The 26,269-nt window shown below is 66.4% G+C and carries 23 protein-coding genes; 9 read left to right on the top strand and 14 right to left on the bottom strand.

Going from position 1 to position 26,269, the window contains the following annotated elements; genetic code table 11:
* Nucleotides 1-36: 36 nt before the first annotated feature.
* A complete protein-coding gene (locus AC5Y46_RS06050) occupies nt 37-750 on the bottom strand; it encodes an SHOCT domain-containing protein (protein WP_499990401.1) in 714 nt (237 codons plus the stop codon).
* Between the two features lie 114 nt (nt 751-864).
* Between AC5Y46_RS06050 and AC5Y46_RS06055 the strand changes: the two genes are divergently transcribed.
* The 3 genes from AC5Y46_RS06055 to AC5Y46_RS06065 all read left to right on the top strand — a co-directional run bounded on the left by AC5Y46_RS06055 (nt 865) and on the right by AC5Y46_RS06065 (nt 3,883).
* Nucleotides 865-1,818, top strand: coding sequence for an SDR family oxidoreductase (locus AC5Y46_RS06055; RefSeq protein WP_499945376.1), 954 nt, complete (start codon nt 865-867; stop codon nt 1,816-1,818).
* 1 nt (nt 1,819) lies between these two features.
* Nucleotides 1,820-2,923: a class I SAM-dependent methyltransferase gene (locus AC5Y46_RS06060; protein ID WP_499945375.1), complete on the top strand. Its 1,104-nt coding sequence runs from the start codon at nt 1,820-1,822 to the stop codon at nt 2,921-2,923.
* Between the two features lie 78 nt (nt 2,924-3,001).
* Nucleotides 3,002-3,883, top strand: coding sequence for a hypothetical protein (locus AC5Y46_RS06065; RefSeq protein WP_499945373.1), 882 nt, complete (start codon nt 3,002-3,004; stop codon nt 3,881-3,883).
* A gap of 213 nt (nt 3,884-4,096) precedes the next feature.
* On the opposite strand, the gene AC5Y46_RS06070 is transcribed toward AC5Y46_RS06065, so the two are convergent.
* Together AC5Y46_RS06070 and AC5Y46_RS06075 are read right to left on the bottom strand one after the other, a co-directional pair.
* Nucleotides 4,097-5,908: an Hsp70 family protein gene (locus AC5Y46_RS06070; protein WP_499945371.1), complete on the bottom strand. Its 1,812-nt coding sequence runs from the start codon at nt 5,906-5,908 to the stop codon at nt 4,097-4,099.
* A 121-nt stretch (nt 5,909-6,029) separates the two neighbouring features.
* Nucleotides 6,030-7,115: an NAD(P)H-dependent amine dehydrogenase family protein gene (locus AC5Y46_RS06075; RefSeq protein WP_499945369.1), complete on the bottom strand. Its 1,086-nt coding sequence runs from the start codon at nt 7,113-7,115 to the stop codon at nt 6,030-6,032.
* A gap of 95 nt (nt 7,116-7,210) precedes the next feature.
* Here AC5Y46_RS06075 and AC5Y46_RS06080 point away from each other — a divergent pair, with 95 nt between their 5' ends.
* Both AC5Y46_RS06080 and AC5Y46_RS06085 read left to right on the top strand, forming a co-directional pair.
* Entirely contained in the window at nt 7,211-7,561 is a 351-nt protein-coding gene (locus AC5Y46_RS06080; protein WP_499945367.1) for an MmpS family transport accessory protein, read from the top strand.
* A 93-nt stretch (nt 7,562-7,654) separates the two neighbouring features.
* Entirely contained in the window at nt 7,655-8,965 is a 1,311-nt protein-coding gene (locus AC5Y46_RS06085) for a cytochrome P450 (RefSeq protein ID WP_499945365.1), read from the top strand.
* 49 nt (nt 8,966-9,014) lie between these two features.
* Here AC5Y46_RS06085 and AC5Y46_RS06090 read toward each other — a convergent pair whose 3' ends face one another.
* Complete coding sequence (locus AC5Y46_RS06090; RefSeq protein WP_499990403.1) at nt 9,015-9,602, bottom strand: class I SAM-dependent methyltransferase; 588 nt, start codon at nt 9,600-9,602, stop codon at nt 9,015-9,017.
* A gap of 92 nt (nt 9,603-9,694) precedes the next feature.
* On the opposite strand from AC5Y46_RS06090, the gene AC5Y46_RS06095 reads away from it, so the two are divergent.
* Entirely contained in the window at nt 9,695-10,963 is a 1,269-nt protein-coding gene (locus AC5Y46_RS06095; RefSeq protein ID WP_499990482.1) for an MFS transporter, read from the top strand.
* Here the strand turns inward: AC5Y46_RS06095 and AC5Y46_RS06100 are convergent.
* The 4 genes from AC5Y46_RS06100 to AC5Y46_RS06115 all read right to left on the bottom strand — a co-directional run bounded on the left by AC5Y46_RS06100 (nt 10,942) and on the right by AC5Y46_RS06115 (nt 14,876).
* A complete protein-coding gene (locus AC5Y46_RS06100; RefSeq protein WP_499990404.1) occupies nt 10,942-11,520 on the bottom strand; it encodes a rhodanese-like domain-containing protein in 579 nt (192 codons plus the stop codon). The genes AC5Y46_RS06095 and AC5Y46_RS06100 overlap by 22 nt on opposite strands.
* A 116-nt stretch (nt 11,521-11,636) precedes the next feature.
* A complete protein-coding gene (locus AC5Y46_RS06105; RefSeq protein ID WP_499990406.1) occupies nt 11,637-13,196 on the bottom strand; it encodes a serine/threonine-protein kinase in 1,560 nt (519 codons plus the stop codon).
* A gap of 47 nt (nt 13,197-13,243) precedes the next feature.
* Nucleotides 13,244-14,113 carry a hypothetical protein gene (locus AC5Y46_RS06110; RefSeq protein WP_499990408.1) on the bottom strand — a complete coding sequence of 290 codons (870 nt, stop codon included), beginning with the start codon at nt 14,111-14,113 and terminating at the stop codon, nt 13,244-13,246.
* 13 nt (nt 14,114-14,126) lie between these two features.
* The gene (locus AC5Y46_RS06115; protein WP_499990410.1) at nt 14,127-14,876 is read right to left on the bottom strand and encodes an Rv3717 family N-acetylmuramoyl-L-alanine amidase; all 750 of its coding nucleotides are present in this window, start codon (nt 14,874-14,876) and stop codon (nt 14,127-14,129) included.
* 171 nt (nt 14,877-15,047) lie between these two features.
* On the opposite strand from AC5Y46_RS06115, the gene AC5Y46_RS06120 reads away from it, so the two are divergent.
* The gene (locus AC5Y46_RS06120) at nt 15,048-15,470 is read left to right on the top strand and encodes a DUF6636 domain-containing protein (RefSeq protein WP_499990411.1); all 423 of its coding nucleotides are present in this window, start codon (nt 15,048-15,050) and stop codon (nt 15,468-15,470) included.
* Between the two features lie 274 nt (nt 15,471-15,744).
* Here AC5Y46_RS06120 and AC5Y46_RS06125 read toward each other — a convergent pair whose 3' ends face one another.
* The gene (locus AC5Y46_RS06125) at nt 15,745-16,548 is read right to left on the bottom strand and encodes a hypothetical protein (protein ID WP_499990412.1); all 804 of its coding nucleotides are present in this window, start codon (nt 16,546-16,548) and stop codon (nt 15,745-15,747) included.
* A gap of 534 nt (nt 16,549-17,082) precedes the next feature.
* Between AC5Y46_RS06125 and AC5Y46_RS06130 the strand changes: the two genes are divergently transcribed.
* Nucleotides 17,083-19,029 (top strand): serine/threonine-protein kinase PknD, encoded by a 1,947-nt coding sequence (locus AC5Y46_RS06130; RefSeq protein ID WP_499945349.1) that lies wholly within the window; start codon nt 17,083-17,085, stop codon nt 19,027-19,029.
* Nucleotides 19,030-19,271: 242 nt separating this feature from the next.
* The gene (locus AC5Y46_RS06135; RefSeq protein WP_499990414.1) at nt 19,272-20,864 is read left to right on the top strand and encodes a serine/threonine-protein kinase; all 1,593 of its coding nucleotides are present in this window, start codon (nt 19,272-19,274) and stop codon (nt 20,862-20,864) included.
* Here AC5Y46_RS06135 and AC5Y46_RS06140 read toward each other — a convergent pair.
* From AC5Y46_RS06140 to AC5Y46_RS06160, 5 genes are read right to left on the bottom strand one after another with little or no spacing between them, the layout of a single operon-like run.
* A complete protein-coding gene (locus tag AC5Y46_RS06140; protein ID WP_499990415.1) occupies nt 20,855-21,667 on the bottom strand; it encodes an HAD family hydrolase in 813 nt (270 codons plus the stop codon). The genes AC5Y46_RS06135 and AC5Y46_RS06140 overlap by 10 nt on opposite strands.
* Nucleotides 21,664-22,773 (bottom strand): cysteine protease StiP family protein, encoded by a 1,110-nt coding sequence (locus AC5Y46_RS06145; protein ID WP_499945323.1) that lies wholly within the window; start codon nt 22,771-22,773, stop codon nt 21,664-21,666. Before AC5Y46_RS06145 ends, AC5Y46_RS06140 begins: the two co-directional genes overlap by 4 nt.
* Nucleotides 22,770-23,978 carry a phosphoribosyltransferase family protein gene (locus tag AC5Y46_RS06150; RefSeq protein ID WP_499945321.1) on the bottom strand — a complete coding sequence of 403 codons (1,209 nt, stop codon included), beginning with the start codon at nt 23,976-23,978 and terminating at the stop codon, nt 22,770-22,772. The genes AC5Y46_RS06145 and AC5Y46_RS06150 overlap by 4 nt, the downstream gene beginning before the upstream one ends.
* Nucleotides 23,975-25,162 carry an HpcH/HpaI aldolase/citrate lyase family protein gene (locus AC5Y46_RS06155; protein WP_499945320.1) on the bottom strand — a complete coding sequence of 396 codons (1,188 nt, stop codon included), beginning with the start codon at nt 25,160-25,162 and terminating at the stop codon, nt 23,975-23,977. The genes AC5Y46_RS06150 and AC5Y46_RS06155 overlap by 4 nt, the downstream gene beginning before the upstream one ends.
* Complete coding sequence (locus AC5Y46_RS06160; RefSeq protein ID WP_499945318.1) at nt 25,159-26,262, bottom strand: hypothetical protein; 1,104 nt, start codon at nt 26,260-26,262, stop codon at nt 25,159-25,161. The genes AC5Y46_RS06155 and AC5Y46_RS06160 overlap by 4 nt, the downstream gene beginning before the upstream one ends.
* Between the last annotated feature and the right edge of the window lie 7 nt (nt 26,263-26,269).

Consider the following 26,269-nt stretch of genomic DNA (forward strand, 5'->3'; position numbering starts at 1 on the left):
TGTCGGCGTACATCTGCGGACCCTCGCGCGGGAGGTCTAGAACCCGTCCAGAATGCGCCGCTTCTCGGCCTGGAACTCGTCCTCGGTCAGCGCACCCGAATCCCGCAACGCGGCAAGTGTCTTGAGCCGTTCGACTCGCACACCCTCCCCGGAGGGCTCGTACGCTTGGGGCGCCGGAACAGACAGAAACGGCTGACTCACCGGCAGCACCCGCCGACTCCGGCTCAGCCAGCCGATGGACACCGCCAGGTCGATCAGCCCGATCACGAAAATCGCGACGAACACCCACACCAGATACCCGTATGAGCTCTGATGCCCGAAGGCCAGGCGCGGGTTGATGTATCCGCCGACCTTACCGTCAGTCACCACCTGATAGGTGCCCTCCGCGGGCACCCGCACGTTCCACACCCGCACGTGTGCATCGTTGTTGATTGTCGTTGTGCTGCCGATACTTTCGGTTACCTGCGGCTGCGCCACGCCCTCGGGCGGCCGGATGGTGATGCCTAGCGGCGGTACCGGTAGGCCGCCTCCCCTTCCCCCACCGGCCACCAGGGCGTGCAGGCTGACGGTCACGTCGCCGGCCGGCAGCTGCACGCTGCCGCTGCCGGGGACGGGCACCTCACCATAGGCGTCGAAATCGTCGAGGACGAACGCGTTGAGCACCAGGGTGGTGACGAAACCGACCACCGACACCACCAACATCACGATGGCCATCACCAGCGTGATCTTGGCGACCCGTCTGCTGTTCATCCACGCAGTGTGTCACCGCGACAAGGCAACAGAAAGCAGGGTCCCGCGCGCTAACCCGACCCAGGAGGGGACACTGGTTGCACGCCCGATCCGACAACGAAAAGGAGCCCTCCGATGGCCAGCGATCTCGTCGCCTCGGTGCCCGATCTGTCCGGCAAGTTGGCGGTAGTCACCGGAGCCAACAGCGGCCTGGGGTTCGGCCTGGCCAAGCGGTTGTCGGCGGCCGGGGCCGACGTGGTGATGGCCATCCGCAACCAAGCCAAGGGTGAGGCGGCCATCGAGGAGATCCGCAGCGTGGTACCCGATGCCAAGCTGACCATCAAATCGCTGGACCTGTCGTCACTGTCCTCGGTCGCGGCCCTGGGCGAGCACCTCACCGCACTGGGCCGACCCATCGACATCCTGATCAACAACGCCGGCGTCATGACCCCACCGGAACGCGACACCACCTCGGACGGCTTCGAATTGCAGTTCGGCAGTAACCATCTGGGCCACTTCGCGCTCACCGGCCATCTGTTGCCGCTGTTGCGTGCCGCCGCCAACGCTCGGGTGGTGTCGCTGAGCAGTCTCGCCGCACGCCGGGGCCGCATCCACTTCGACGATCTGCAGTTCGAGAAGTCATACGCTCCGATGACGGCTTACGGTCAGTCCAAGCTGGCGGTCCTGATGTTCGCCCGGGAACTCGACAAGCGCAGTCGCGCCGGCGGCTGGGGCATCGTCTCCAACGCCGCGCACCCGGGATTGACCAAGACGAACCTGCAGATCAGCGGTCCCTCACGCGGTCGCGAGAAGCCTTCGCTGATGCAACGCCTGTACACAACGTCCTGGCGCTATGCGCCGTTTATGTGGCAGGAGATCGACGAAGGGATCCTGCCCGCCCTCTACGCCGCCGCCACCCCGGCGGCCGAGGGCGGCGTGTTCTACGGCCCGCGCGGCGTGTACGAGGCCGCCGGCGGCGGTGTGACCGAGGCCAAGATCCCCGCTCGCGCCGCCGATGACGCTGACTGTCAACGACTTTGGGACATCTCCGAACGGCTCACCGGGGTGAGCTACCCGACGCAAGGCTGATATGGAACTGCCTGAGTCCAGCATCGTCGTGCGGCCAGAGCCGATGGAGAGCGCGACGTACTCGCAATCGTCGCGCCTGCAGGCGGCCGGACTGTTGCCGGCCGTGGCGCTGTTCGAGCAGGCCGCTCACCAGGTGCCGCTGCCCAGACCTCCCCAGCCGATCGTCGTCGCCGACTACGGTGCCGCCACCGGCTACAACTCACTGAAGCCGATGGGCGCCGCGATCAAGGTGTTGCGCGCCCGCACCACCCGTCACGACCACCCGATCCTGGTGACGCACACCGATGTGCCGCAAAACGACTTCACCGCCCTGTTCCAGACCCTGTCCGAAGACCCGGACAGCTATCTGCACCACGACGCGGCCAGCTTCACCTCCGCCATCGGCCGATCCTTCTACGACCAGATCCTGCCGACCTGCGCGGTCAACCTCGGCTGGACATCGTGGGCGGTCCAATGGCTGAGCCGGGTCCCAGAAGGCGCCCCGGAATTCGACGACCACGTACAGGTCGCCTTCAGCAAGAACGTCGACGCCCGCAAGGCCTTCGAGCACCAGTCCGCGGTCGACTGGAACAACTTCGTGGCGTTCCGGGGACGCGAACTGAGTCCGGGCGGACGACTGGTGGTGCTCACGATGGCCCTCGACGACGACGGCGAATTCGGCTATCGCCCGTTGAACGAGGCTCTCATGACGGCTCTGCACGAGTTGACCGATGACCACCTGCTGCGACCCGAGGAGCTACGGCGCATGGTGATTCCGGTGGTTGCCCGGACCGAGAAGGACTTTCGGGCTCCGTTCGCGCCGCGGGGTTGGTTCGAGGGCCTGCGGATCGACCAGCTCGAGATGTTCAACGCCGAGGACCGCTTCTGGGCCCGGTACCGAACCGACTCCGACGCAGAGGCTTTCGGCGCTCAGTGGGCGGCGTTCGCCCGGGCAGCCCTGTTCCCGACGTTGACGGCCGGCCTCGACGGCGGCACCGGCGACCCGCGAGCCGGCGAATTCGTCACGCAACTCGAGACCGCCGTCGCTGAGCAGTTGACCCGTGCGCCCGAGCCGATGCGCATTCCGCTGGCCTCGATCGTGCTGGTCAAGCGCGGTTCGCGGTAACGGCGCGTTTTGGTGTGACGCCGTAGTGGGTAACCCCCCAGAGCATCGGTCGCAAACGCAACTCAAAGGGGCATCAGCATGAGCGCACACGACGACGACTCGGCGGACAAGGACAGCGAGGACACCACCGACGGCGGCGGCGTGGACACTGCTGAGGAGCCGAAGGACGAAAAGAAGTCTGACGAAAAAGGCGAAAGCGGCAAGAACAGCGACGACGACGGTGGCGGGGTCGACACGTCCGGCGCACCCGAACCCGATGACGAAGCAAAGGAAAAGGCCGCCGAGATGCGGGAGGCCTACAAGTACCAGCCGACGCTGGTGCTGCCCGGGTCCGGCGGAACCATCACCGGCACGGCCGTCAACGAATGGCTCGACGACGACGGCAATCCCAAGTACGCCGACGACGAGGATTCCCCGGCCAAGAAGGCAGAAGCCGAACGCGACAAGTCGGACTCCGACGACGACGACGACTCATCGGCGAAAGACGAAGCCTCCAAGGATGATTCGGACAAAACCGAAAACGCGAAGGGCGACGGCGGCGGCAAGGAAGAAAACGCGAAGGGTGACGGCGGCGGCAAGGAAGAAAACTCGAAGGGTGACGACGGCGGCAAGGAAAAGGACCTGAACGACACCAGCGAGCGGGGCGCCGAGGCCGACCAGACCGCGGAGCTCGCGGACAAGTCCGACGAGGAGTTGCTAGAGGACGCCAAGAAAACCGCCGAAGAAAACATCGATCGCGACAAAGAGTTCAACGAAGAGATCATCAAGGTCGCGAAGGAAGACGGCAAGTTCGACGAGGACGATGAGGACGAAGGCGACTCGGACGAGGCGAAAGACAAGTCAGACGAGGCGAAAGACGAGTCCGATGAGTCCAAGGACAAGTCAGAAGAGTCCAAAGACAAGTCAGAAGAGTCCAAAGACAAGCAAGACAAGGAAGAGAAAGAAGCCGCGAACACCTGACTTGGGCTGGTCGGTCAACCGCACATTAGCGGACTTTCCATTCCACACTTCGGTGTGAATCCTTGGCTTTCATTGTGAAGAGGCGGCGTTCGGTGTGCGCCCACGGTGGGAAAATCGGCCGAAAAACCCGCCCAGGCTGCACCCGCAAAGCCAACATTTCACCCTGGAAACCAGGGACCCACACTGGAAACCCGACGGAACGCCGGGGAGCAACTAGCCCGGGCCCTGCGGCGCTCCTGGCAGCCCGGGAATCTGCGGTAACCCGGGAATCTGCGGTAACTGCGGCAGTTGCGGCGCCGCCGGAGGGGTGGTCGGCGGCGTCGGCGGCGCCGGCGGCTGAGTGGTGGCCGGCGGCTGAGTTGGAGCCGGCGGCTGTGTCGTCTGGGGAGGCGCCTGGGTAGTCGGTGGCGGAGCCTGTCGAGTCGGTTGCCGCGTCGGTTGGGGTTGCGGTGTCTCCGTCTGCGGTGCCGGTTCCGGGGTCGGGGTCTCCGACGACGGAGACGGCGTCGGCGAAGGCGACGGCGAAGACGGCGGCGGCGCCGACGAACTCGGAGCGACCGACGTTGTGCTCGCCGGCGGGGTGGTGCGCTGGTCATGAGAGTTCAGCGCGATCGTCACCGCCGCCCCCACGATCAGCACCGCCACGATTGCGCCGACGATCAGCACAGCAGGCAACCGATACCAGGGAATCGGCGACTTCTTGGCTTCCGGCTGCGGCTTGCTTTCCTGCTCGAACGCCATCTGCGGTCGCGCGGAAGTCAGCCTGGAACCGCGTGCCTCGTCTGAGGCCACCGGCATCACCCGCGATTCGTCGTCGGCGGCTTCCGACCACGCCAGCGCCGGCTGCATCAACGAGACCGGCGCGTCGGAGTTCAGTTCTGATCCGCCGTCGACGGGGCTGTCCTGAGATCGGGCCGCCAGCGCGGCGGCGGCGGCGGACGCGGCTGGGGTCAACACCGTCGCGCTGGTGTCTGCGGGACCGCGCGCTGCCCGCAACGCGCCGCCGATGGCGGCGGTCAGGTGTGGGCGAGGTGTGGTGATCACCGGCACCCCGAACCGCCCGGACAATGACGTGGTCACCGCCGGGATGGCGGCACCGCCCCCGACCGTCGCGATCGCGACCAAGTTGGATATGTGAATCCCGTTGCGGCTCAACGTTTGTCCGACAGCATCGACGAATCCATCGAGGGCGCCCCGAATGGTTTCCTCGAGTTCGTTGCGGGTCAACCGGACCTCGCCGCGCATCCCGGGAACATTGTGGGCGAGGGTGGTCACCGTGGTGGACGAGAGCCGTTCCTTGGCGTTGCGGCATTCGGTCCGCAACTGGCTCAGCGAACCGATCGCCGAGGTGGCGGCCGGATCGAACGAACCGGTCGCGGGCAACTCCGACATCACGTACGTCAACAGCGACTGGTCGATCAGGTCCCCGGACAGGTCGTGGTGCCGCAAGGTCGGGGCCACCGGCTGATAGTCGCCACCGGCGTCGACCAGCGTGATGCTGGTGCCGCTGCCGCCGAGATCGCACACCGCGACGATCCCGCGGGCCGGTATACCGGGATTGGCGCGGACCGCGAACAGTGCCGCCGCGGCATCGGGAATCAACGTCAACGGCTTGCCGGACTGCGACCACTCCGACACCCTGCTCAACGCGGCGCCCAAGGCGTCGATCGCCGAGGCGCTCCAGTGGGCCGGGTAGGTCACCGCAACGTTCTCGGGCAACGCGCGCCCACCGGTGGCGGCATAGGCCAGCGCGCGCAACCCGTCGGCCACCAGGGCTTCGCTGCGGTGCGTCGATCCGTCGGCAGCTACGATCCCCACCCGGTCGCCGACCCGATCCACGAAGTCGCTGATCACCAGGCCGGGCTGATCCAGCCTCGGATTCTCCGACGGCACCCCGACTTCGGGTGCCCGCTGCCGGAACAGGGTGAGCACGGGTTTGCGGGTGATGGCGTGGTCCGGCGTCACGGCGGCCAGGTTGGTGGCGCCGATCGACAGACCCAGCGCGAGCCTAATTCCGTCTGCCATCTGGTCCAATCCCCGTGTGCGGTGGAACGCTCTGCATTCTCACCTAACCTCAACTTTTGCGGTAAGGCCTATAGCCAATCTTTGTGTCGGCTATGCGCAAGCTGTACGGCGGCCGGGCCGGCTAGCGGATGGTGCCCGCGCCCGGTATCAGCGGCAGGTCGAGGGCGGTGACCCAGCCCGGGGAGAGTTCGTTGAGTGCGGGCACGGCGTTCAGGGCCCGCAATCCGGTGGCCAGGCAGCCGGCCGCGGCCGCGTCCCGGCCCGAGCCGTCGGTGAACCGAAACGCGGTCTCCTGAACGATGCTCGGGGTGCCTTCGATCTCGACGCGGTAGACGTCGTTGTCGTTGCCCGTCGGCCAGTCCGGCGCCGCGTCCAACCCGATGCGATTGACGTGCTCGAGTTGGATGCGCGTCTCCCCCTGGTAGATCCCGTTGATGGTGAACCGGACGGCGGCGACGTGACCGGCCTTGATCACCCCCTTGGCGGATTCACGGTCGTTGGGGGTCACCCACTTGTCCCAGGTGGTGGTCATCTCGTCGAGCATGATGCCGGCGGCGTGGGCGATCATCGGCACGGTGGCACCCCACGCGAAGATCAGCACGTCGCTGTTTTCCAGCATCGGGCTGTACTCGGGTTCGCGTCCGATGCCCATCTCCCGCTCGTAGTCACCCTCGTAGTTGGTGTAGTCCAGCAACTCCGAGGCCCGCACCTTGCGCACCTCCGAACACAACCCCATTAGGGTCATCGGGAACAGATCGTTGGCGAATCCCGGATCGATGCCGGTGGTGAAGCAGGACGACTCTCCGAGTTCACAGGAATGCGTGATCGGTTCGATCCAGTTCGGCGGGTTCTGCGGCATGGTCGGCCAGATCCACGGCGTCATCGCCGTGGAGGACACGTCGATGCCGGCCCGCAGGAATCGGCTGATCAACGAGATGTTGTCCTTGGCGTGCATCGCGGTGGGTCCGTAGTGCACCAGCGCGTCGGGCTCGAGCGCGATCAGTGCGTCGACGTCATCGGTGGCGGTGACGCCGATCGATTCGGGCAACCCGCAGATGTCGCCGACGTCGCGACCGACCTTGTCCGGGTTGCTGACCCCGACGCCGACCAACTCGAACAGCGGATGCTTGACGATTTCCGGGATCACCATCCGGCCCACGAAACCGGTGCCCCACACGACGACCCGTTTCGCGCTCTGCTTCGACATCAGCACCTCCACGTCACCCCGTCTCGGGATTCACCCTAAGTTCTGCGTCCAAAGGGTCTCGTATTCACCCCTCGGTGATGACAACATGGACAACCATGACCAGTCGTCGTGCAGCTTCGATCGTGTTCGCCGTCGGTACCGCATTCGCGGCCACCTGTGGAGTCGCCAACGCCACCCCCAAGCCGGGCGAATTTCCGCAGATTCGCTACGAGGTCAGCGGACCGGGCGTCGCCGAATACATTTCCTGGCAGTCCCGAAGCGGTCAGCAGCGCGCGGTGAACGTCGCGCTGCCGTGGTCGACAGAATTCCAGGCTTTCGGTGGGCAGGTCTTCGTGCTCAGCGCCCAGGGTCAGGGCACGATCGCCTGCAAGATCATGGTCGACGGCAATGTGGTCAACGATGCGCATTCCACCGGGACGCCCGGGCGGGCGATCTGTTCGCACTGACGGGCTGAGGAAAGCGGGCGCACCGGATCGGCCCGGAGGTCTAGGCTCGCGAGTGTGACCCCTTCAACGGCGAAGGGGGCCAAGGAGGATCGCATGGACCTCAAAGTCAGGCCGGGCTCGGCGTCGCACGGCAACCTGGTTCCGCGGGTGAACGGGACGCGACCGCCCGAGATTCCGATTTCCGAGATCGCGCTGGGTTCACTGGATTTCTGGGCCCGCGACGACGACTACCGCGACGGCGCCTTCGCCACGCTGCGACGCGAGGCGCCGATCTCGTTCTGGCCCGCGGTCGAAATGGACGGTTTCGATGCCGGCAACGGGCACTGGGCGTTGACCAGGCTGGACGATATCTTCTTCGCCAGTCGACACCCGGAGGTGTTCAGCTCGAGTCCCAGCATCACCATCAACGATCAGACACCGGAGTTGGCCGAGTATTTCGGATCGATGATCGTGATGGACGACCCGCGTCATCAACGGTTGCGTTCGATCGTCAGCCGGGCGTTCACCCCGAAGGTCGTTGCCCGCATCGAGGCCTCCGTCCGCGACCGCGCGCACCAGTTGGTGACCTCGATGATCGCCGACCATCCCGACGGGCAAGCCGACCTGGTCAGCGAACTCGCCGGGCCGCTGCCGTTGCAGATCATCTGCGACATGATGGGCATCCCCGAGGCAGACCACCAACGGATATTCCATTGGACCAACGTGATTCTCGGCTTCGGCGACCCCGACCTGACCACCGACTACGAAGAGTTCATCCAGGTGTCGATGGACATCGGCGCCTACGCCGCCGCTCTGGCTGAAGATCGCCGGGTCAACCACCACGACGACCTGACCACCGCGCTGGTCGAAGCCGAGGTGAGCGGCGAGCGGCTGTCGTCGTCGGAGATCGCGATGTTCTTCATCCTGTTGGTGGTGGCCGGCAACGAGACGACCCGCAACGCGATCAGTCACGGCGTGCTGGCGCTGTCCCGCTACCCCGAGCAGCGGGAGAAGTGGTGGGCGGACTACGAGGGACTGGAACATACCGCGGTAGAGGAGATCGTGCGCTGGGCCTCGCCGGTGATCTACATGCGCCGCACGCTGACCCGCGACTTCGAGCTCAGCGGCACCAAAATGGCTGCGGGCGACAAGGTTTCGCTGTGGTACTGCTCGGCCAACCGGGACGAGTCCAAGTTCGCCGACCCGTGGACGTTCGATGTGGCTCGCCACCCCAATCCGCACGTCGGCTTCGGCGGCGGCGGCGCGCACTTCTGCCTGGGCGCGAACCTGGCGCGCCGCGAGATCCGGGTGGTATTCGACGAACTGCGACGCGAGATACCCGACATCGTCGCCATCGAGGAACCGGCGCGGCTGCTGTCGCAGTTCATTCACGGCATCAAGAGCTTGCCGGTCGCGTGGTCCTGACCCGACCGCCGGTGATGCCGGCCTGCGCCGTCGAAACGATCCGCGGCGATCAGGGCGTCAGTTCGTAGACGAACAAGACCCGCGGGTACACGGTCAACCATTCGGGCGGCTGCGGGATGCGGGCGACGCTGATCGCGGTCGTCCGAAGCCAGGCCAGCGCCTTACGGTATTCGTCGAACCCGGCCGGGGCGAACGGGTAGCGGTGAAATCGCGCAAACGCGTGCACGTGGGCGTACAGGGCGATCTTGCCGAGCGGACCGTCGGGCATGTCCTCGAACACGATGATGCGGCGGCGCGCGACCCGTCGGCATTCGGCGGCCAAGCCGACGGGGTCGTGGCTGTGGTGCAGTACCTCGCTGAGGACGACGATGTCAAATGAGTTGTCGCCGAACGGAATCGAGGTCCCGTCGAATTCGACGAACGCGACGTCGGCCACCCGGGAATCCTTGACGTCGATGCCGGTGGGCACCGCCCCGTACATGTCGCGCAGATACGCCGAGAGGTGTCCGGTACCGCAGCCGACGTCGAGAACACTCTCTCCCCGGCTCACCAGCCCGGCCAGCGCCTCTGCCTGGTCGCGTAGCCGCACGGCAGGTTGCATGACGTGCTTCGCTTCGGACAGTTTGCGACGAAACATCTGAGCCGAACGTAGCAGAGGACACGGCACCCCCTGGCCGAATACGCTGACCCTCCGTGGCCCGCTACCCCAAACGCATTGCGCTGGCGTGCATGGTGGGCACGACGGTCGAGTTCTACGACTTCTACATCTACGGTGCCGCGGCGGCATTGACGTTCCCGACGGTGTTCTTTCCGGAGCTGAGCCCCGCGATGGCAACCGTTGCCTCGATGAGCGCGTTCGCGGCCGCATTCGTGTCCAGGCCGTTGGGCGGTGCGGTGTTCGGGCACTTCGGGGACCGGCTCGGCCGCAAAGCCACGCTGGTCGCCACGATGCTGATTATGGGCGTGGCCACCGTCGCGGTGGGGCTGACGCCGAGCGCCGCGTCGATCGGTCTCGCCGCACCGGTGATCGTGTTGACGTTGCGACTGTTGCAAGGGTTCGCCGTCGGCGGCGAATGGGCGGGTTCGGCATTGTTGGCCGCCGAGTACGCGCCGGCGGACCTGCGGGGCCGCTACGGCATGTTCACCGCGCTGGGCGCCGGGGTCGCCATGTTGTTGACCAGCCTGACGTTCCTGGCGGTGAATCTCACTATCGGAGAGACGAGTTCGGCGTTCACGAGTTGGGGCTGGCGGGTGCCGTTCCTGTTCAGCGGGCTGCTGATCGCGGTGGCGCTGTACGTCCGGATCAACGTCGCCGAGACCCCGGTGTTCACCGAACAGCAAGGGCGAGCGGCCAATCGGGCTCCGTTGCGTGAGGTGCTGGGCAGGCAATCCGGGGTCGTCGCGCTCTCGTCGGGCAGTTTCGTGGCCGTCTTCGCGTTCGTCTTCATGGCCGGCAGCTACCTGATGACCTACGCGCACAGCAATATCGGCTTGTCCCGCAGTGTGATCCTGTTCGCCGGGGTGCTGGGCGGCCTGGCCTGGATCGCGGTTGTGCCGTTGTCGGCCGCCATGAGTGACCGGGTGGGACGGCGGCCGGTCATCCTGTGCGGGTGGGCGGTGGGGTTGCCGTGGACTTTCGCGTTGATTCCGTTGGTGGACAGCCGGAATCCCGTGCTGTTCGCGGCGGCGATCGTCGGGACCTACGCGATTGCCGGTTCGGCCTACGCGCCGATGACGTCTTTCGTGCCAGAGCTGTTCGCCACCGAGTACCGCTACAGCGGCGCCGGACTGGCGCTGAACATCGCCGGCATTCTGGGTGGCGCGGTGCCACCGCTGATCGCCGGACCACTGCTGAGCGGCTACGGAGTCTGGGCGATCGGGCTGATGCTGGCGGCGCTGGTCGTCATCAGCCTGGTCTGCACCTACCTGCTGCCGGAGACGAAAGGTCGCTCATTGACCGCGGTGCCGAATCGTGATCAGCCGTTGTCCCTGAGCTGAGCCACGATCGTGCCGACGTCGGAATTCGCGCCCCGGTTGTACGGCAATTTGGACAGCGCAGCAGCCATCCCGCAGGTGTTGGAGAGGGCGGCGTAGGTCAGTCCGCCTCCGATCGCGGCGGCCAACCACTTGAGTTGCGGCACAACCACACTGCCGACCACCGAGGACAGCACGACGGATCCCGCCACGAGCCGCACCTGGCGCTCGAGGTCCCACCGTTCGGCGCCGCGCTCGACGTCGAGATCCCGGCTTTCCCACCCGGTGAACCCCTTGTCGAGGACCCGGCCGGAACTCACCCCTGCCTTGCTCAGCAGGTCATTGGCCTGGGATGCGCGTTGACCCGACTTGCAGACCAGCACAACATCTTCGGGGAGGTGCCGGATGATCTCGCCGTGGTGTTGACGCAATATGTCGAGTGGCACGTTGTAAGACCCGGCGATGTGGGCGGTCTCGAACTCCGCCGGGGTCCGCACGTCGACCACGCGCGGCGGGTGTGCCGAATTGAGCTGTTCGTCCAATTCCAGCGCATCGATCGTGGATGTCACGGGTGCATTCATTCCGTACTCCCTCCGGGATGGTTCACCTAGCGATACCCCGCAGGTCGGTGTCGTGCAGGTTTGCACTCGCGGCGGTTTTAAGGCGACGCGCCCCTATACCCCGCAACATCGGGGGGCTACCAGAGGTAGACCACCGCCTCCTTGCCGCCGGCGCACCTGATCCAGGGGTTCGGACCGTCACCGACGCAGTGCATCACGAAGTTCCCCCCATCGCATTCCGCGCCCGGGACCGTCGAGCAGGAAACGGCTCCGCGCGCCGAAACCGTTCGCGGCGCGTTGGTGAGATTGCCGTAGGCGGACAGATACGCCTGCAGCACTGACTCGGCGAAATAACACGATGTCTGCGGCGAACCCCGCCCGCCGCGGGACCCGTTCAGCTGCACACCCTGGTCGCAGGTCTGTCGATTGGCACTCTGGTCCGGGCCGGTCACCAGCGGCGGCGCGACATTGGCGGGGCGTGACGGGCTGGGCTGCGGCGGACTCGACGATGTTGCCGGGTCCCCCGTGTACGGCGGAATCGTCGCCGGAACCGTCGCCGCCGACGACGCGGCCGGGGCCCGCGGCGAATCCCGCTGGGCCAGCAGTCCGATGATCATGCCGAGCGCCCCGAGAACCAACACCACGCATCCCCCGATGACGGCGGGAACCACCCAGCCCCGCGCGTCGCGCTCCGGCGTTCGGCTCGCAACCATCGGTTGCGGCTCCGACGACCGAAATGCCTGCGGGTGGACCTGCTGATACGGCGGTTGTGATCGGTACGGCAACTGCTGTGGCGGCGGCGCGGGCGGCCGGGTCGCGGCCTGTGTCGTCGGCTGTTCGATCGGGCCGGTAGCGGTGCGCGCGCCCGCGTGCAGCGCCCGTTCGGCACCGCGGCCCAGTGCCCCGGCGCTCCCGTAACGGTCGTCGGGTTCCTTGGCCATACCGCGGGCGATCACGTCGTCGAGTGCCGGCGGCACCCTCGGATTCGTCAAGCTCGGCCGCGGCGGCGGCGACGACAGATGGGCCGCGACCAGACCGCCCTGCGTCAAGCCCGGAAACGGCAACTGGCCGGTCAGTGCTTCGTACAAGACGCAAGCCAGCGAGTAGACGTCGGCCGCGGGCGTGATGTCGGAGCTGGCGAAGCGTTCGGGCGCCATGTACGCCCACGAGCCGATACGCATATCGGTAGCGGTCAGTCGGGTGTTCTCACCTACCGACTCGGCAATCCCGAAATCGACCAGGTAGGCGAAATCGGCCGGGGTGACGAGGATGTTCTGCGGTTTGACGTCGCGGTGAACGAGGCCGTCGGCGTGCGCGGCGTCGAGGGCGGCCGCGATCTGGTTGACGATCATCACGGCCCGCGCCGGTTCGAGCGGACCCTTCGCCAACAAGCTCTCCAGGTCTTTGCCGCGAACCAGGCGCATGTCGATGAAGAGCGAACCGTCGATCTCACCGAAGCCGTGGATGGGGATGACGTGCGGTTCCTGCAATGTCGCCGCGGAGTGCGACTCCCGCTCGAAGCGGGTGCGGTATTTGCGGTCGTTGGCGTACTGACTCTTGATGATCTTCAGGGCGACGGTCCTGCCGATCTGGTTGTCGTACGCCTCGTAGACCTCCCCCATGCCGCCCTTGCCGAGCACGCCGGTGATCGTGTATTTGCCGAAGGTCGTGCCGACACGCTGATCTGCCGCTGACACCGTTATCGCCTCCCGTAGGGATTATGCGGCACGGCGCCCAGGATTTCTTAACCACTCTCCTGGCATTGGCCGGCGGGCAGCTGGTCGAGGTGGCTGGTCAGCCACGTGGCGGCGGCGTCGAGGGCATGCCTGCCGTCCTCGAACGTTCCCGACGCCGGCTCTGCGGCTATCGCGACCGCGACCTTGCCGGTGGAGCTACCGACGATTCCGAGCTGGCGCACCAGGTATTTGCCGGCCGGCGACGGACCCCAGCCACCCTTGAACTGCGCCCCGGGCATGGTGCCGATTCCCCAGCTCTGCTGCGGCTCGATTTCGCCCATCAACGCGAATACGGGTGCGTTGGCCCGGTTGCAGAATGCGTTGGCGGTGAATCGCACCTGATCGGACAGCGACCAGATCGTCTGCCCGAACGCCGTGAATTCCTTTCGCAGCCTTCGGGATTCAACGGTCGTCGGATCGCCGGTCTCCCGCAGGACCTGCTCGACTTTCAGCGCCGCGGCGCCCGGATCGCCCAGGTGCTCCCAGAGCGCTTCGGCGGCGGCGTTGTCGGATGCGACGATGGCGGCTCTCATCTGCTCGGTGACTCTGCCCTGTTGCCGGTAGGCGGCGATCACCAGCGGCACCTTGATGGTCGACCAGGCCGGGCCCGAGTGCCAGTCGCCGAATGTGGTCACCGGCTGCGCGGCGCCGACCGGGGTGACCGCCAGGCCCATGGTGGCGTTCAGCGTGCGGGCCATCTCGACGAATTCCGCGGCCAGATCGACCGGTTGCGGGGGCGACGGCCTTGGTGGCGCTGGCGAGCCGGGCGGCATCGTCGCCGGAGCCGGAGCCGGAGCCTGAGACGGCGCGGTCCGGTAGGTGTAGACGGCGGTGACGGTCACGACCGCGGCGGCCGCGACCAGCGCGGCGACCACCACGATCGCACGACGGCTACCGCGCTTTGGCTTGGAGATAAGCGACTATCCCTTGGGTGACCGCGGCGGCGTACCTGGCGCGCCCGTCGGCGCTTTCCATGGTGGCGACGTCGTCGGCGTTCTTCATGTTGCCGAGTTCGACCAGCACGGCCGGGTATTCGGCGAAGTTCAGGCCGGCGAGGTCGGCCCGCCCGTACAAGCCGTCGGAGCCGATGTAGTTGGACGGGGAGAAGCCGGCGGCGAGCAGGGCGCTGCGCATCGCGTTGGCGAGCTGAATCGACGGGCCTTCCTGGGACGGCTGCAGCGGGGGTGCCGAGTAGTTGACGTGAAAGCCGTGCCCGGACGCGGGGCCGCCGTCGGCGTGGATGCTGACGATCGCGTCGGGGTGCGCGGCGTTGGCACGGGCGGCGCGGTCATCGATGCATGGACCGGCGGAGGCGTCGTCACCGCGGGAGAGCGGGGTATTGACGCCCATCCCGTTCAGGTTGGCCGCGACCATGTTGGTGACGTCCCAGGTGAAGGCGTGTTCGGGATAACCGTCGCCGGCGGCGGTGCCCGAGGTGTTGCACGGCTTGGTGCCATTTCGACCGTTGGGGACTTGCCGGTTGATCGACGCGTCGGCGACAGCATTGTGGCCCGGGTCGAGAAAGACGGTCATTCCGGCGATACCGGCCGCCGCCGCGGGCGGCCCGGTGACCAGACCAGCCAGGACCAGTGGTGCCCCGGCCGCGTATTTCAGCACGTCACGCCTGGATACTCGGCTCACCGCGCGATGGTAACAACCGCTACCGGTGATGCGCCCTTCACCCGAGACGCCGCAACCTGCGTATCACTTCGGCGCCGGCTTAGAACAACGCACCAAACCGGCCGCCTGATCTCTGCATGGTTCGCAGGGTAACGGCACCCACCGATATCCCCGGGCGGCTAGGCTTCGGCGATGCGGATCTGGTGGATAACGTCGTTGGCTGCGGTGTCGGCAGGGACTGCTCTGGCCCTGCCGGCCGCCGCACACGCGGAGTCGAAGTACTTCCAGTCGCCGTCGGGGAACATCACCTGCGCGCTGGACGCCCAGCTCGTCCAATGCGACATCAGCGACTACACCTACACACCGCCGCCGCCTCCCGAATGCGCCAAACACATCAGCTGGGGGGACAGATTCACGTTGACCCCGGGCCGGCGGGGGGCTATCGAATGCCACGGTGACACAACGAAATTGCCCGGTGAGCCGACGCTGAACTATGGCCAGAGCATCACCGTCGGCACGTTCACCTGTGTCAGCGAGCAGTCGGGTGTGCAATGCACCGACACCAACAGCAAGCATTTCTTCCGGGTCTCGCGAGACTCTTTCGAGCTGGGTTAATCGATTTCGTTGCCGCCCAAGCGCGTTCGCACGACGGCGGACTGGTACCGGAATCTCCGTACCGCTCAACGCGGCACACTCACCTGGAGAGCTCGCACGTATCAGGTGGAATGGCCCGAGATCGTGTGCGGCGCCGAGCCGTTGCGGGCGTGGCCGGCCGGGTCTCGAATAACGTTGCGCGCAGCCGCTATTCGGCAGTTCGTATGGGTGCGCCAGACCCATGGCGGGATCGATGCTGCTGATGCCTGACCGGCACAGGCCGAAATGCGTGGCCTTACGCGCCAATGCGGCCGATCGCCAATTGTGCCAATAGCCGTAGCCTGTCGCAGGACCCGTAGCCCTGGGTCACTCGCAGCAGGCGGCCGCCGTCCAGCAGGACGAGCAGCGTGGTGGCCGGCGGAGTGGTCGTGAGTTCTTCCAGGCAGTCGGCCCTGATCCCGATCCCGTCGACAACGGTCCCGGGGCCCGTCGCAGTCGTCAGTGCGAACTGTGCGGCGGCGTCGACCGGGAAAGCGCCGGGCAGCTGCAGGTCGATCTCCACATCGGCTACCTCGTCGCCCGGTTTGTCATAGAGGCAGGCGATGTCGACCGACCCGGTGTCGATGCCCAGCGGCTCCGCGCGGACCGCACCGCCCATGATGCCGGCAGCCTCGACGGTCGTAACCCAATCGCACGGCCGAAACGCGGGCGGCGCCGCGGGGACGACCTCGGCGAGTTCGAGCGTCACGGGGGCATGGCGACCGGTCGGGGCGCCGACCGCCGGCGACACGGCGACGATCCGATACGTCTTCTCCCCGGCGCGGCCCGGGTTGCGCAGCGGGTCGTGCCCGTCGGAAGCGACCGCCCGAAGGTTGTCCCAGCACCCCAGGGCTCCGTCTTTAGCCTGGTAGAGCAGCCCGCCGACGACGTCCGGCAGCGGCCGTGGCCACGATTGGGAGTCGCACAGCTGTTGCACCGTCGTCGGCCCGGGGCTCGCGGTGATGGTCGGCGACGGCCGCACTTCACGATGGGCCGGCGAACACCCCGCAGACACCGCGACGGCAACGACGCCGAGCCCGGTCGTGAGCCTCGCTCGCACTGACGTCCCCTCTCCTGGGCTTGCGCGCCAGTCAATGCTGCTCGCGCCGCTACCGGTCCCAACTACGCGCTCCAGATGCGAAGATCTGCGCGGTTGCGCCGATGTTCTGCGCTGCGGCTGCCGCGATGCTGGCTGTCATGAGCAACCAACCGGACGTTCGGGTGCGCCGAACCGGTAGAACCGGCGCGCTGACGGCCCGTGCGTCCTCAGTCGCGGCAAACGGGAAGTGCTGCACGAGAACACGATTGGCTTGTCCCAGGCCCGAGCTTCGGCGCTGCGCATCGGACGGGCGGCTTCGGAAAGTATGGGCAACAAAGATATTGGCGAGTGGTCAGCCGTCTCGCCACGGATCATGCAGTCGCATGGGTACGCCACAGCGCATTTCGTCTCGCGGGTGCAGTGAGTTCAGGAGGTAGAGCAATGCAGACAAGCTACGTCGAAGACGCTGCCAGGCAGGACCAGCCTAGCGATCCACCCCAAAGTGGGAGCATTATGGTTTGGCCGGATGCTGGCGGAAATGGATGGAGGGGTTCGTTGGAGGGAACTCCGTTCGGTAAGTACCAGTTGATCGAGTTGCTGGGGCGTGGCGGCATGGGCGAGGTGTGGCGGGCCTATGACACCGGCACCGAGCGGGTCGTCGCGCTCAAGATCCTGCCCTCCGAAATCTCCAACGATCCGGTCTTCCAGCAACGGTTCCGACGCGAAGCGCACTCGACCGCACGGCTGAACAATCCACACCTGATTCCCATCCACACCTACGGCGAAATCAACGGACGCTTGTTCGTCGACATGCGACTGATCGAGGGCCGCGACCTCCAGGCCGAGCTCAACACCGGCCCGCTGGCTCCGGTTCGGGCGGTGGGCATCATCGATCAGGTTGCCAAGGCGCTCACCGCCGCGCACCGCGACGGGTTGCTGCACCGGGACGTCAAACCGTCCAACATCTTGCTCGACCACGACGATTTCGCCTACCTCATCGACTTCGGAATCGCGCGCGCGGCAGGCGATTTGGCCTTGACCAAAGCCGGGGACTTCGTCGGGACGTGGCACTACATGGCCCCTGAGCGGTTCAGTACCGCCACCGTCGACGCGCGCTCGGACGTCTACTCCCTGTCCTGTGTGCTTTACGAGTGCCTGACCGCGCAGCACCCCTTTCCCGGCACCACCCTGCAGCAACAAGTCACCAGTCACCTCACCGCACCTCCCCCGCGACCGTCGAGCACGAATCCTGGCCTGCCGGGCGGGCTGGACGTCGTCGTCGCGAAAGGGATGGCCAAGCACCCCGACGATCGCTACGACACCGCCGTGGAGTTGGCCCGCGCCGCCAGCCAGGCCCTCACGTCGCCGCACGAGTCGCCCACCCAGATGCGACCGGTTGTGGTCGACCATGCGCACTACGGAGCCCGCTCCGACGCCCGTTCACCGGCATTCGCGCCGGTTCAGACTCCCCCGCCGCAGCCCCCGCCCCCGCGGGCACCGGCCCCGCGGACGCCACCACCACAACAGAACCCCGGCCCACCCACCATGGCGCGTCCGGTGACGTCTCCGCCCCCGTCCCCGGTGCGAACCCCGACCGCGGGGCGGCCGCCGGAGGTACAGCGTCCGCCGTCGCAGCCGTGGTGGCGCCGCAAGGCCGTCGCGGTCTCGGGCGCTCTGGTCGCCGTGGTCGCTGTCGTGGCGGGGCTGGTCGCCTTCGGCGGCAACTCAGGACCCGCTACCGAAGAGTTCGAACAGGTGACACTGCCGTTCACCGGCTTGACCGAACCGCAAGGCCTGTCGGTGGACTACGCCGGTACGGTCTATGTCGCCGACAGCCCACACAACCGGATCCTGGCGCTGTACGTGGGCTCGGATACCCCGCACGTACTGCCATTCGACGGGCTGAACTACCCGACCGGGGTGACAGCGGACCACGGCGGCTCGGTTTACGTCAACGACTCCGGCAACAGGCGGGTGCTGGTGCTTCACGCGAGCTCACAGAAGCAAGAAGTGCTGCCGTTCAAGGACCTGGAGAATCCGACCGGCCTCTCGGTGGATGGCAGCGGGACCGTCTATGTCGCCGACACCGCAACGAACCGGGTCGTGATGCTGCGCAACGGTTCGAACCAGCAGGAGGAGGTGCCGTTCACCGGCCTCAGCAGTCCGACCGGTCTGGTGGTGAACAGCGGCGGAACGGTTTATGTGGGCGACGGCGGCAACAATCGAGTGCTGATGTTGCCCGCGGGCTCGAAAGATCAACAGGAGCTGAAGTTCCAGGGTCTGAAGAAACCCGGCGGCGTCACGTTGGACAGCGACGGCGCGGTGTACGTCAACGACACCGGGAACGATCGGGTCCTCAAACTGCCCGCGAAGTCGACGACCCAGGTCGAGCTGCACTTCACCGGCCTCGACAACCCGTGGGGTTTGGCGGTGGACAGGAACGGCACCGTCTACGTCGGTGGCCGCAACAACAAGATCGTGGCGCTCAAGCCGAAGAAGTGACGCTTAACAGCAAATGAGTGCCCGGCACCGTTGCAGTGCTGAAACTCGGCGGCAGGCGCTTGCCGTGGCCAGTTGAATCATCCGCAACAACTCTCTCAACAGCCTCGCTTGTTTCGGTGCCTGGACATCGTGACGTCAAGGACCCAGCCGCGTCCGCCTCGCTTTCAGGCATTCTCGGCAAACTTCTGCGAAGTGTCAGACCCCCGATGGATACTGTCCGGGAAGAAGCAGTAGGGGGAGTTGTGAAGTCGCTAGTTGGCGAGACCTTCGGGAAGTACGAGGTCAACAAGTTGCTCGGCAAGGGCGGCATGGGCGAGGTCTATGAGGCCTTCGACACCGACAAGGGCCGAAGGATCGCGTTGAAGGTGCTGCCCGAGGAGTACGCGGACGACGAGACGTTTCGCACCCGGTTTCTGCGCGAGTCGCGCGCCGCGGCAATCCTCGATGAACCGCATGTCATCCCGATTCATGACTGGGGCGAGATTGATCACACGCTCTACATCGACATGCGCCTGGTGCAGGGTCCGACATTGCACGAGCTGCTGCGGCAGGGGCCGCTCCGACCACAGCGGGCCGTCGAGATCGTCCGCCAAGTTGCTGCCGCGTTGGACGCCGCGCACGCCAAGGGGCTGGTACATCGTGACGTCAAGCCGCAGAACATCATCGTCGCTCCCACCGATTTTGCGTATCTTCTGGACTTCGGCATAGCGGAAGCCGCAGGCGATCCGCACCTGACGATGGCGGGGTATGCGGTGGGCAGCTTCGCCTACATGGCGCCCGAGCGTTTCGACGACAGGGAAAGCACGTCGGCAGTTGACGTCTACTCGCTGTGCTGCGTGTTGTACGAAGCATTGACCGGTCGTCCCCCGTTTTCCGGCGGCCACCATCAGCTGATGGTGGCGCACATGACTCAACCGCCGCCCCGGCCCAGCGTGGTGAATCCCCGAGTGCCGGCTGCGCTCGACGACGTCATTGCCCGCGGTATGGCCAAAGAGCCGGACGACCGGTATGGCAGCGCGGGGGCGTTGGCGCGTGCCGCCAAGCGCGCGTTCAACGCACCGAAGAGCGAATCGAGTTCGGCGAGAACGGGTTTCATCCCGCCGCAGCCGGAAGAGCCCACGCAACAGGCTTACTTCGGTTCCGCCCCGAGATTCGACGTTGGGTTCGCCCCGACAGAGCGTGCGGAGAACAACAACAGCAGATACCTGCTGCCCACGCTCATGGTGATCGCCGCCGCGTTGGTCGTTGCGGTCGTCGCCTTGGTGGTCGGTGTCGTGTCCAACAACAAGTCCGACTCAGGCGGATCGTCACCGACGGTCGCTTACCCCACCTCCGGGTACCCGGCCTATCAGCAGCCTGACGGCACAACGGTGACGCAGACGGTCACGCAGCCGAGCTATCAAACGACGACGACACGGATGCCGGAGACGACAAGCCGCAGACCCTCCGCGGTCTATTCGCCGGAACAACAACTCATCCAGCTCGCGGACCGTGACCGGCCTTTCGTGTACAGCCAACATCTGAATCGTTGGGTTCCTCAGCTGAGTTCTAAACGACCCGGCACGGTCGACAATGGAGTCACTTGGGATCTCGGGATGGCGCTCAACGAATACCGGCAGCTGGACAGCGCGTACGGCGGCGCCCGGCTGCTGTGGTCGGGCCAATGGTCGACGTTCTCGGAGTCGAATTACTGGGTGACGATCGCGGATGTGAGTTACTCCAGCCCGCAGGGCGCATTGGCCTGGTGCCGGAGCAAGAAGATCGATCGGGACCACTGCATCGCCAAGCTGATCAGCACGACGCATGGAGTGGACGGCAGCACCGCCTACAACTGAGCGCTGCTGCGTTCGGCCAGCCAAGCTAGCATCTCCTCGGCCGCGCGGGCCCCACTCGAGGAAGTCACCACCGTGCGCGGCGAACGCCAGTCGAGTGCGTGCAGCTCGCCATGCGCCGGGCGGATGGACTCGTCAGCGTAGCTAAGTAAATCGGCATCCAACGCCCCGTCTCCGGCGGCCAGCAACGGCGCCGCATCGGACAAGGCACCGTCCTCGACGAGACGTCGGCGCACCTCGGCGACCGCATGCGACTTACGCAGCGCCTCGGGGACCGCATAGATCTTGCGGCCCTGCCGGGAAACCACCCAGCCGCGGCCCGCGCACCAGCCGGTCCAGTCGTCGAGGAAGCTGACGGGCATCTTGTCCTCGTCGACCACCAGGTAGCAGAACAGGTCTTCGGCGATGCGGAGGTTGTGCACCCACTCGTCGCTGATCCGGGTCCGCAGCGCGGCGACGACCTCTTCCAGTGGCGGCCCGCCGTCCCGGATCCGGGCGGCCATCGCTGCGCTCCACGCTCCATCCGCGGCGGAGTCGACCAGGATGTTGCCGCCGTTGCTGGTCACCGCGTAGCGAAATGGGCTGCCCGGCAGCTCTATTCGTTGATATTGAGCGATGGTGCGGGTGGTGGCCGGCACGAACGGGACCCGAACGGCCAGTGCGCGCAGCCGCTCGACCGCCTCCAGCGTCATGAACGACACCGGCGACCCGTTGTAGATCTCCACACAGGCACGGTCCTCGCCAGCGAAGTGGCGATCCGAATAGATCAGGGTGCGGTCCAGGTCGCAGGCGATCAGGACGCTCATGTGCTGACGTCCTTGATCAACCCGACACAGGAAAATGCCAAGTCGGGATCGTGCACGATCGGCACGTTGCGCGCCTGCGCCAACATCCTGATGTGCCGGTGCTCTGGCCCGTCGAGGTCACGCAGCAGAATGCGCCACGGCACCCGCCGCAGCAGGACGCGCGTGGTCTCGCCAATGCCAGGCTTGACGAAATTGGCGGTGGTGATGCCGTATTGGTGCTGAATCCGTTCGACCGTCGCCCAACCCGACCATGTCGGCGCGCGGTCGCCGGCCTGAACGTCTGCGACACCGCGCCGCACGTCGTCGACCACGGTTTCGAAGTGGGCAGACACCGAGTCGAGGAATGTCGCGGATTGGTCGTCGTCGGCGAGTTCTCGGTAGAACTTGGCACCGTGGAATTGCCCCGGTGCCAGCAGGCGGCGGTTGAGGACGGTGCGGGACACCAGCCCGGAGACAGTGGAATTCAGGCAGGCCGAGGCGATCAGGAAATCATCCCTAGTCCCATACGTGCGCACGCAGTGTCCCGGGTCGGCGAGCACCGCGAGATCTTCGTTGAAGGCGACGTCCGTCTGCCGGCGATATTCGCTCAACGCCGCGCTGAGTTCGCGGGTGATCGCCCCTTTGCCGGTCCAGCCGTCGACGAACACCACTTTCTTCGGATCGTGTTCGTCGACAAGGTAATCCAGTGCGACGGTGTCGATACCCCGATCACGGACGATCGAGATCGCGTAGTGCGGCACCGTGTCGCCGTGATGGCACAGCATCCAGCGGCGCATCAGAATCCCGATGGGGGTTCCGGCCCGGGCCAGCGACACCAGCACGACGTCGCGGCCGCGTTCGGCCGACACGAGTTCGGTGACCACCCCGACAGCGACGGCCAGCCGCCGGGAGCTTTCGGCCAGCACATCGCTGAACAAATCTTGGTAGTCCTGGTCGGGTTGGTATTCGATTGGCAAGGACTCGGCGTAATGTGCGCGGCCACTTTGAATCGCCCGCTCGCGCTCGGCGGTGTCTGCCTCGAGGGCCATCGCGGACAGGTCGGTGAGCAGCCAGCTGACCTCCTCGGGCGCATAGGAACCGAACCCCGGCCCGTGCAGCGGCTTCACGCGCCGGCACCGTATACGGCAGCGACCAACACGTCGTAGCCGGCTTTGGTCAAAACGTCGACAATGCCGCCGGATTCGTTGAGGCGTACCGTGTCCGCGCCGGCGTCGACCATCAAGACCAGGACCGGCTCGGCATCGGGCCAGCCGTTGTACAAGAAACGAGGCGCCTCGTCGCCCGGCTCGCAGGCACTGAAGCGGTAGCCGCGTCGCAACGGATAGTCGGGTACGTCGTGCACGTAGGCGGGCGAGCGGGTGCTGGACTGGTAGCGCACCGCACGACCGGCATCGGCGAGCCCGTCGGCAACCCGCAGCGGCAGATACATGAACTCCTCATGGCCGACCACCAGTACGGGCCGACCCGGATCGAGATGCTCGTCGAGCCGGCCCAGCAGCGGGTCCAGCGCGCTGTTCAGCGCTGAGCGGTCCGCGCGGGTGAAGCCGTGCCGGCCGCCTTCTGGAATCGACAGCGGCACCTCGACACGCCGGACGGTGCCACGCCGGGCCCGAAACGGGATATTGAGCTCAGGCGCGGGTAGCGCGTTGACCTCGCCAAGAAGGCTCTCCGGCAACGTAACCCGACCAACCGCGAGGCTCACATAGTCTATTCGCACGCCGAGTTCCCCGGCAGTCTGGGTGACCGCCTCCTCGTGGTGTGGCTCGCGGACATCCACCAGCGAGGCGACCACATAGCGGGACCGGGGTATCAGCGGATGAAGCGCCCGGATAGCCGCTAGCGCCGTTGTTCCAGTGGATATTTCGTCGTCGGCAATCACCAATGGGCGTTGCGCGGCGAATAGGCCGGCTCTGGGTTGCAGCGTGTGATCGGTGGCGTGCGAATGACCTTCCTGGAAGCCGGCATAAACATGTTCGGCGGGCCGTCGCGTCGTGTGCAGGTACACGGCGGCATCGAGTCGGTCGGCGACGCAATGCCCCAATCCCGTTGCTGTTTCGGCCATTCCGAGCACATCGACGTCGTCGTCGGCCACCGCCTTGATGCACTCACCCAGCTGGTGCCCAGCGTGAATCACCGAGGCCGGCTCGGCAGCGATGTGTTTGCCCAGCACCGTCGACACCAACAGGTGCGCGCGGCGCGGATTGCGGCGCAGGCCGGGCAACACGAGGTCGGTCACCGAAACCGGGCCCGCCGCATCGCGGTCGGAGATCGCGAAGCCGAATGTTCGTGTCGCCCACGACGACGAGGTCATCGGCCGGCTAGCACCGTCAGCAGGTCTACGAAAGACACCCCCTGGCGCGCGACACCGAAGACACGCGCGCGCCGTAGCACCTGCTCTGCCCAAATCCTGTGGGGCCGTGGCTCGTTCATCTTGTTGCGATACTCCGAGCGACGCACCCCGCTTTCCTCGGCGGCGGTCACGTCGAGCGCGTCACGGTATTCCTCGTGGGTCACCACCGCCAGCGCGTGCACGGCCGGCACATGCGAGGGATGGATGACCGTCTTGCCGTGCATGCCGTTGGCACGATCCAGACTCAACTCCCGCAGCAGGGCGTCGAAGTCGCGGCTCACCAACTGGTCGCGAAACCGCACCGCGTCGTGCTCGGCGAACGGCGTGGTCCGCAGCATGGGACGAAACAGTCGCTCGTGATCGGCGAAGTACTCCCACACCGGTCCGGTGATCACGTACCCGGTGCCGTCGGCCCGGCCGAAATAGTTGACGATGTCGCTGATCGCGTCAGCGATGACGCGTACGTCGTAGATCGTCAGATCGCGGTCCCGCCGGATCCCGAACACTCCGCACATGTCGGTGGCCCCGATGCGCAGCGCCAACACCGAATCGCGGTAGCCGGCAAGCACATCGGCGATGGCCGTCAGTTCGGCGTCCCGGCTCTCGCAGTACGCCAACGCGGCGGACTCCAGCACCGGCATGGAGTAGAGATGTTTGCCCAGGCAGCGACCGGCTTCGGCGGTCTCGTGCAGGAACTGCTTTCCGGTGTCCGCAGCGAATTTAGGAATCACGAAGCCACTCAACACGTCCCGGCCACCGCGCAGCGCTCCCGCAATCCGGCCGATGCATTCGGCGCTACGGACCCGGACGAAAAGCATGGCCGGTACGGCTTCGCGCGTTTCGGCCAGTTCGTCGAGGACGGTGACCACGGCGTTCAGTGCCGACTCCGCCGATCCGTGGTCGACGGCATCCTCGAGATCGAGCACCATCGAGCACACCCCGGTGTCGGCGCGCCGCGCCACCGTCGCGGCGAGATCGGGACGGTCAGCGGGGATGTAGAGGGTGGCACCCAAACCGACCGCCAGCAGATCTCGATCGGCGTCGGCGGGCAACTCCTCGGGTGCAAGGAAGAAGAGCCGTTCCTGATCGGCATCCGACAGATGATGGAAATGCCGGATCCCCGTTGCCGATGGGGAGCCTCTCATTGCGCGGCCCGCTGCCTGATGCGAGCAACGATCGTCGCGATGAAGTTGGATACGTCCTCCAGCCCGCGGTGGTAGCCCCAGTAATCCGGGTGTGGGCGCTGCAGGCCCTCGACCAGCAGGTCGATGCGCGGGGACTGGGCGTCCAGCGCCGCACCCCATTCCTGGACCGCGCCCCGGTCGACCGCCAGTCGTTGAGCGTCGCGCAGCCGAAACCGCACTTCTTTTTCCTTGCGGGCCGGGTCGCTGCGCAGCTGACGCAGCATGGCAAGCCGGTCGCCCACGGCGTCGATGAGCTCCTCGGCCGCGGTCAGCTCGGCGCGTGCCTGCACCCCCAGCTCCAAGGATTCCTCCGGTTGGCGCTGACGCTGGGCGGCCACGGCGCGCGTCAACAGCCCGTCGGCGCGGTCCAGATGACCGCGACTGGCCGGGCCGTTGTTCAACAGGTCGTTCGAGCTGTCGGCATGGAACTCCCGCAGCAGTGCCGACCTGTTGACATCGACGCTGTCCACCCGGTTGCGCAGCGCATCCAGCCGGGTGCGCAGGGAGGCCACCGTCTGGCGCGCCCGCTCGTCGCGCTGGGGCGCCGCGTCGAGAGCTTCGACGACTGACTGGACGGCCGCCCGGAGCTGACGACTGCGCTCGGCGACCGGCGCCAGGTCACGCTGCTGGCGCGCCGACTCCAGGTCGCGATACGCCACGCTCAACTGATCGTTGGCGCGCTGCACCGACGGGTAGGCCCGAAACGCGTCCGGGGTTTGCGACAATCTGCGCGCCACGTCGTCGGCTTCGGCGATCGCGGCCTCCGCGTCGGCGCCCACAGCAACTCCGCGAGCCGCCGCCGCGTCCAGGGTCGCACGATGTCGTTCGTGGAACTGGTCCAGGCTTCGCCGCGCCGAATCGAGAAGTTGCTGCGCTCGGTCTAGGGTTACCGTCCGATCGTACGAATTGCGGTAGCCGCCGGGGAAGTCACTACCGGATCCCGTTGCGGACAAATAGGCGGCCGTGGCGTCGTCGCAGGCGGTGCGGACCGCGTCGAACGCAGGCTCGAGCGCCCGCTGCGGCTCGACCGCCGTCGCGGCCTGAAAGAGGGATTCGACCACGTTCCGG

This window comes from Mycobacterium sp. NGS59 (assembly GCF_059812345.1).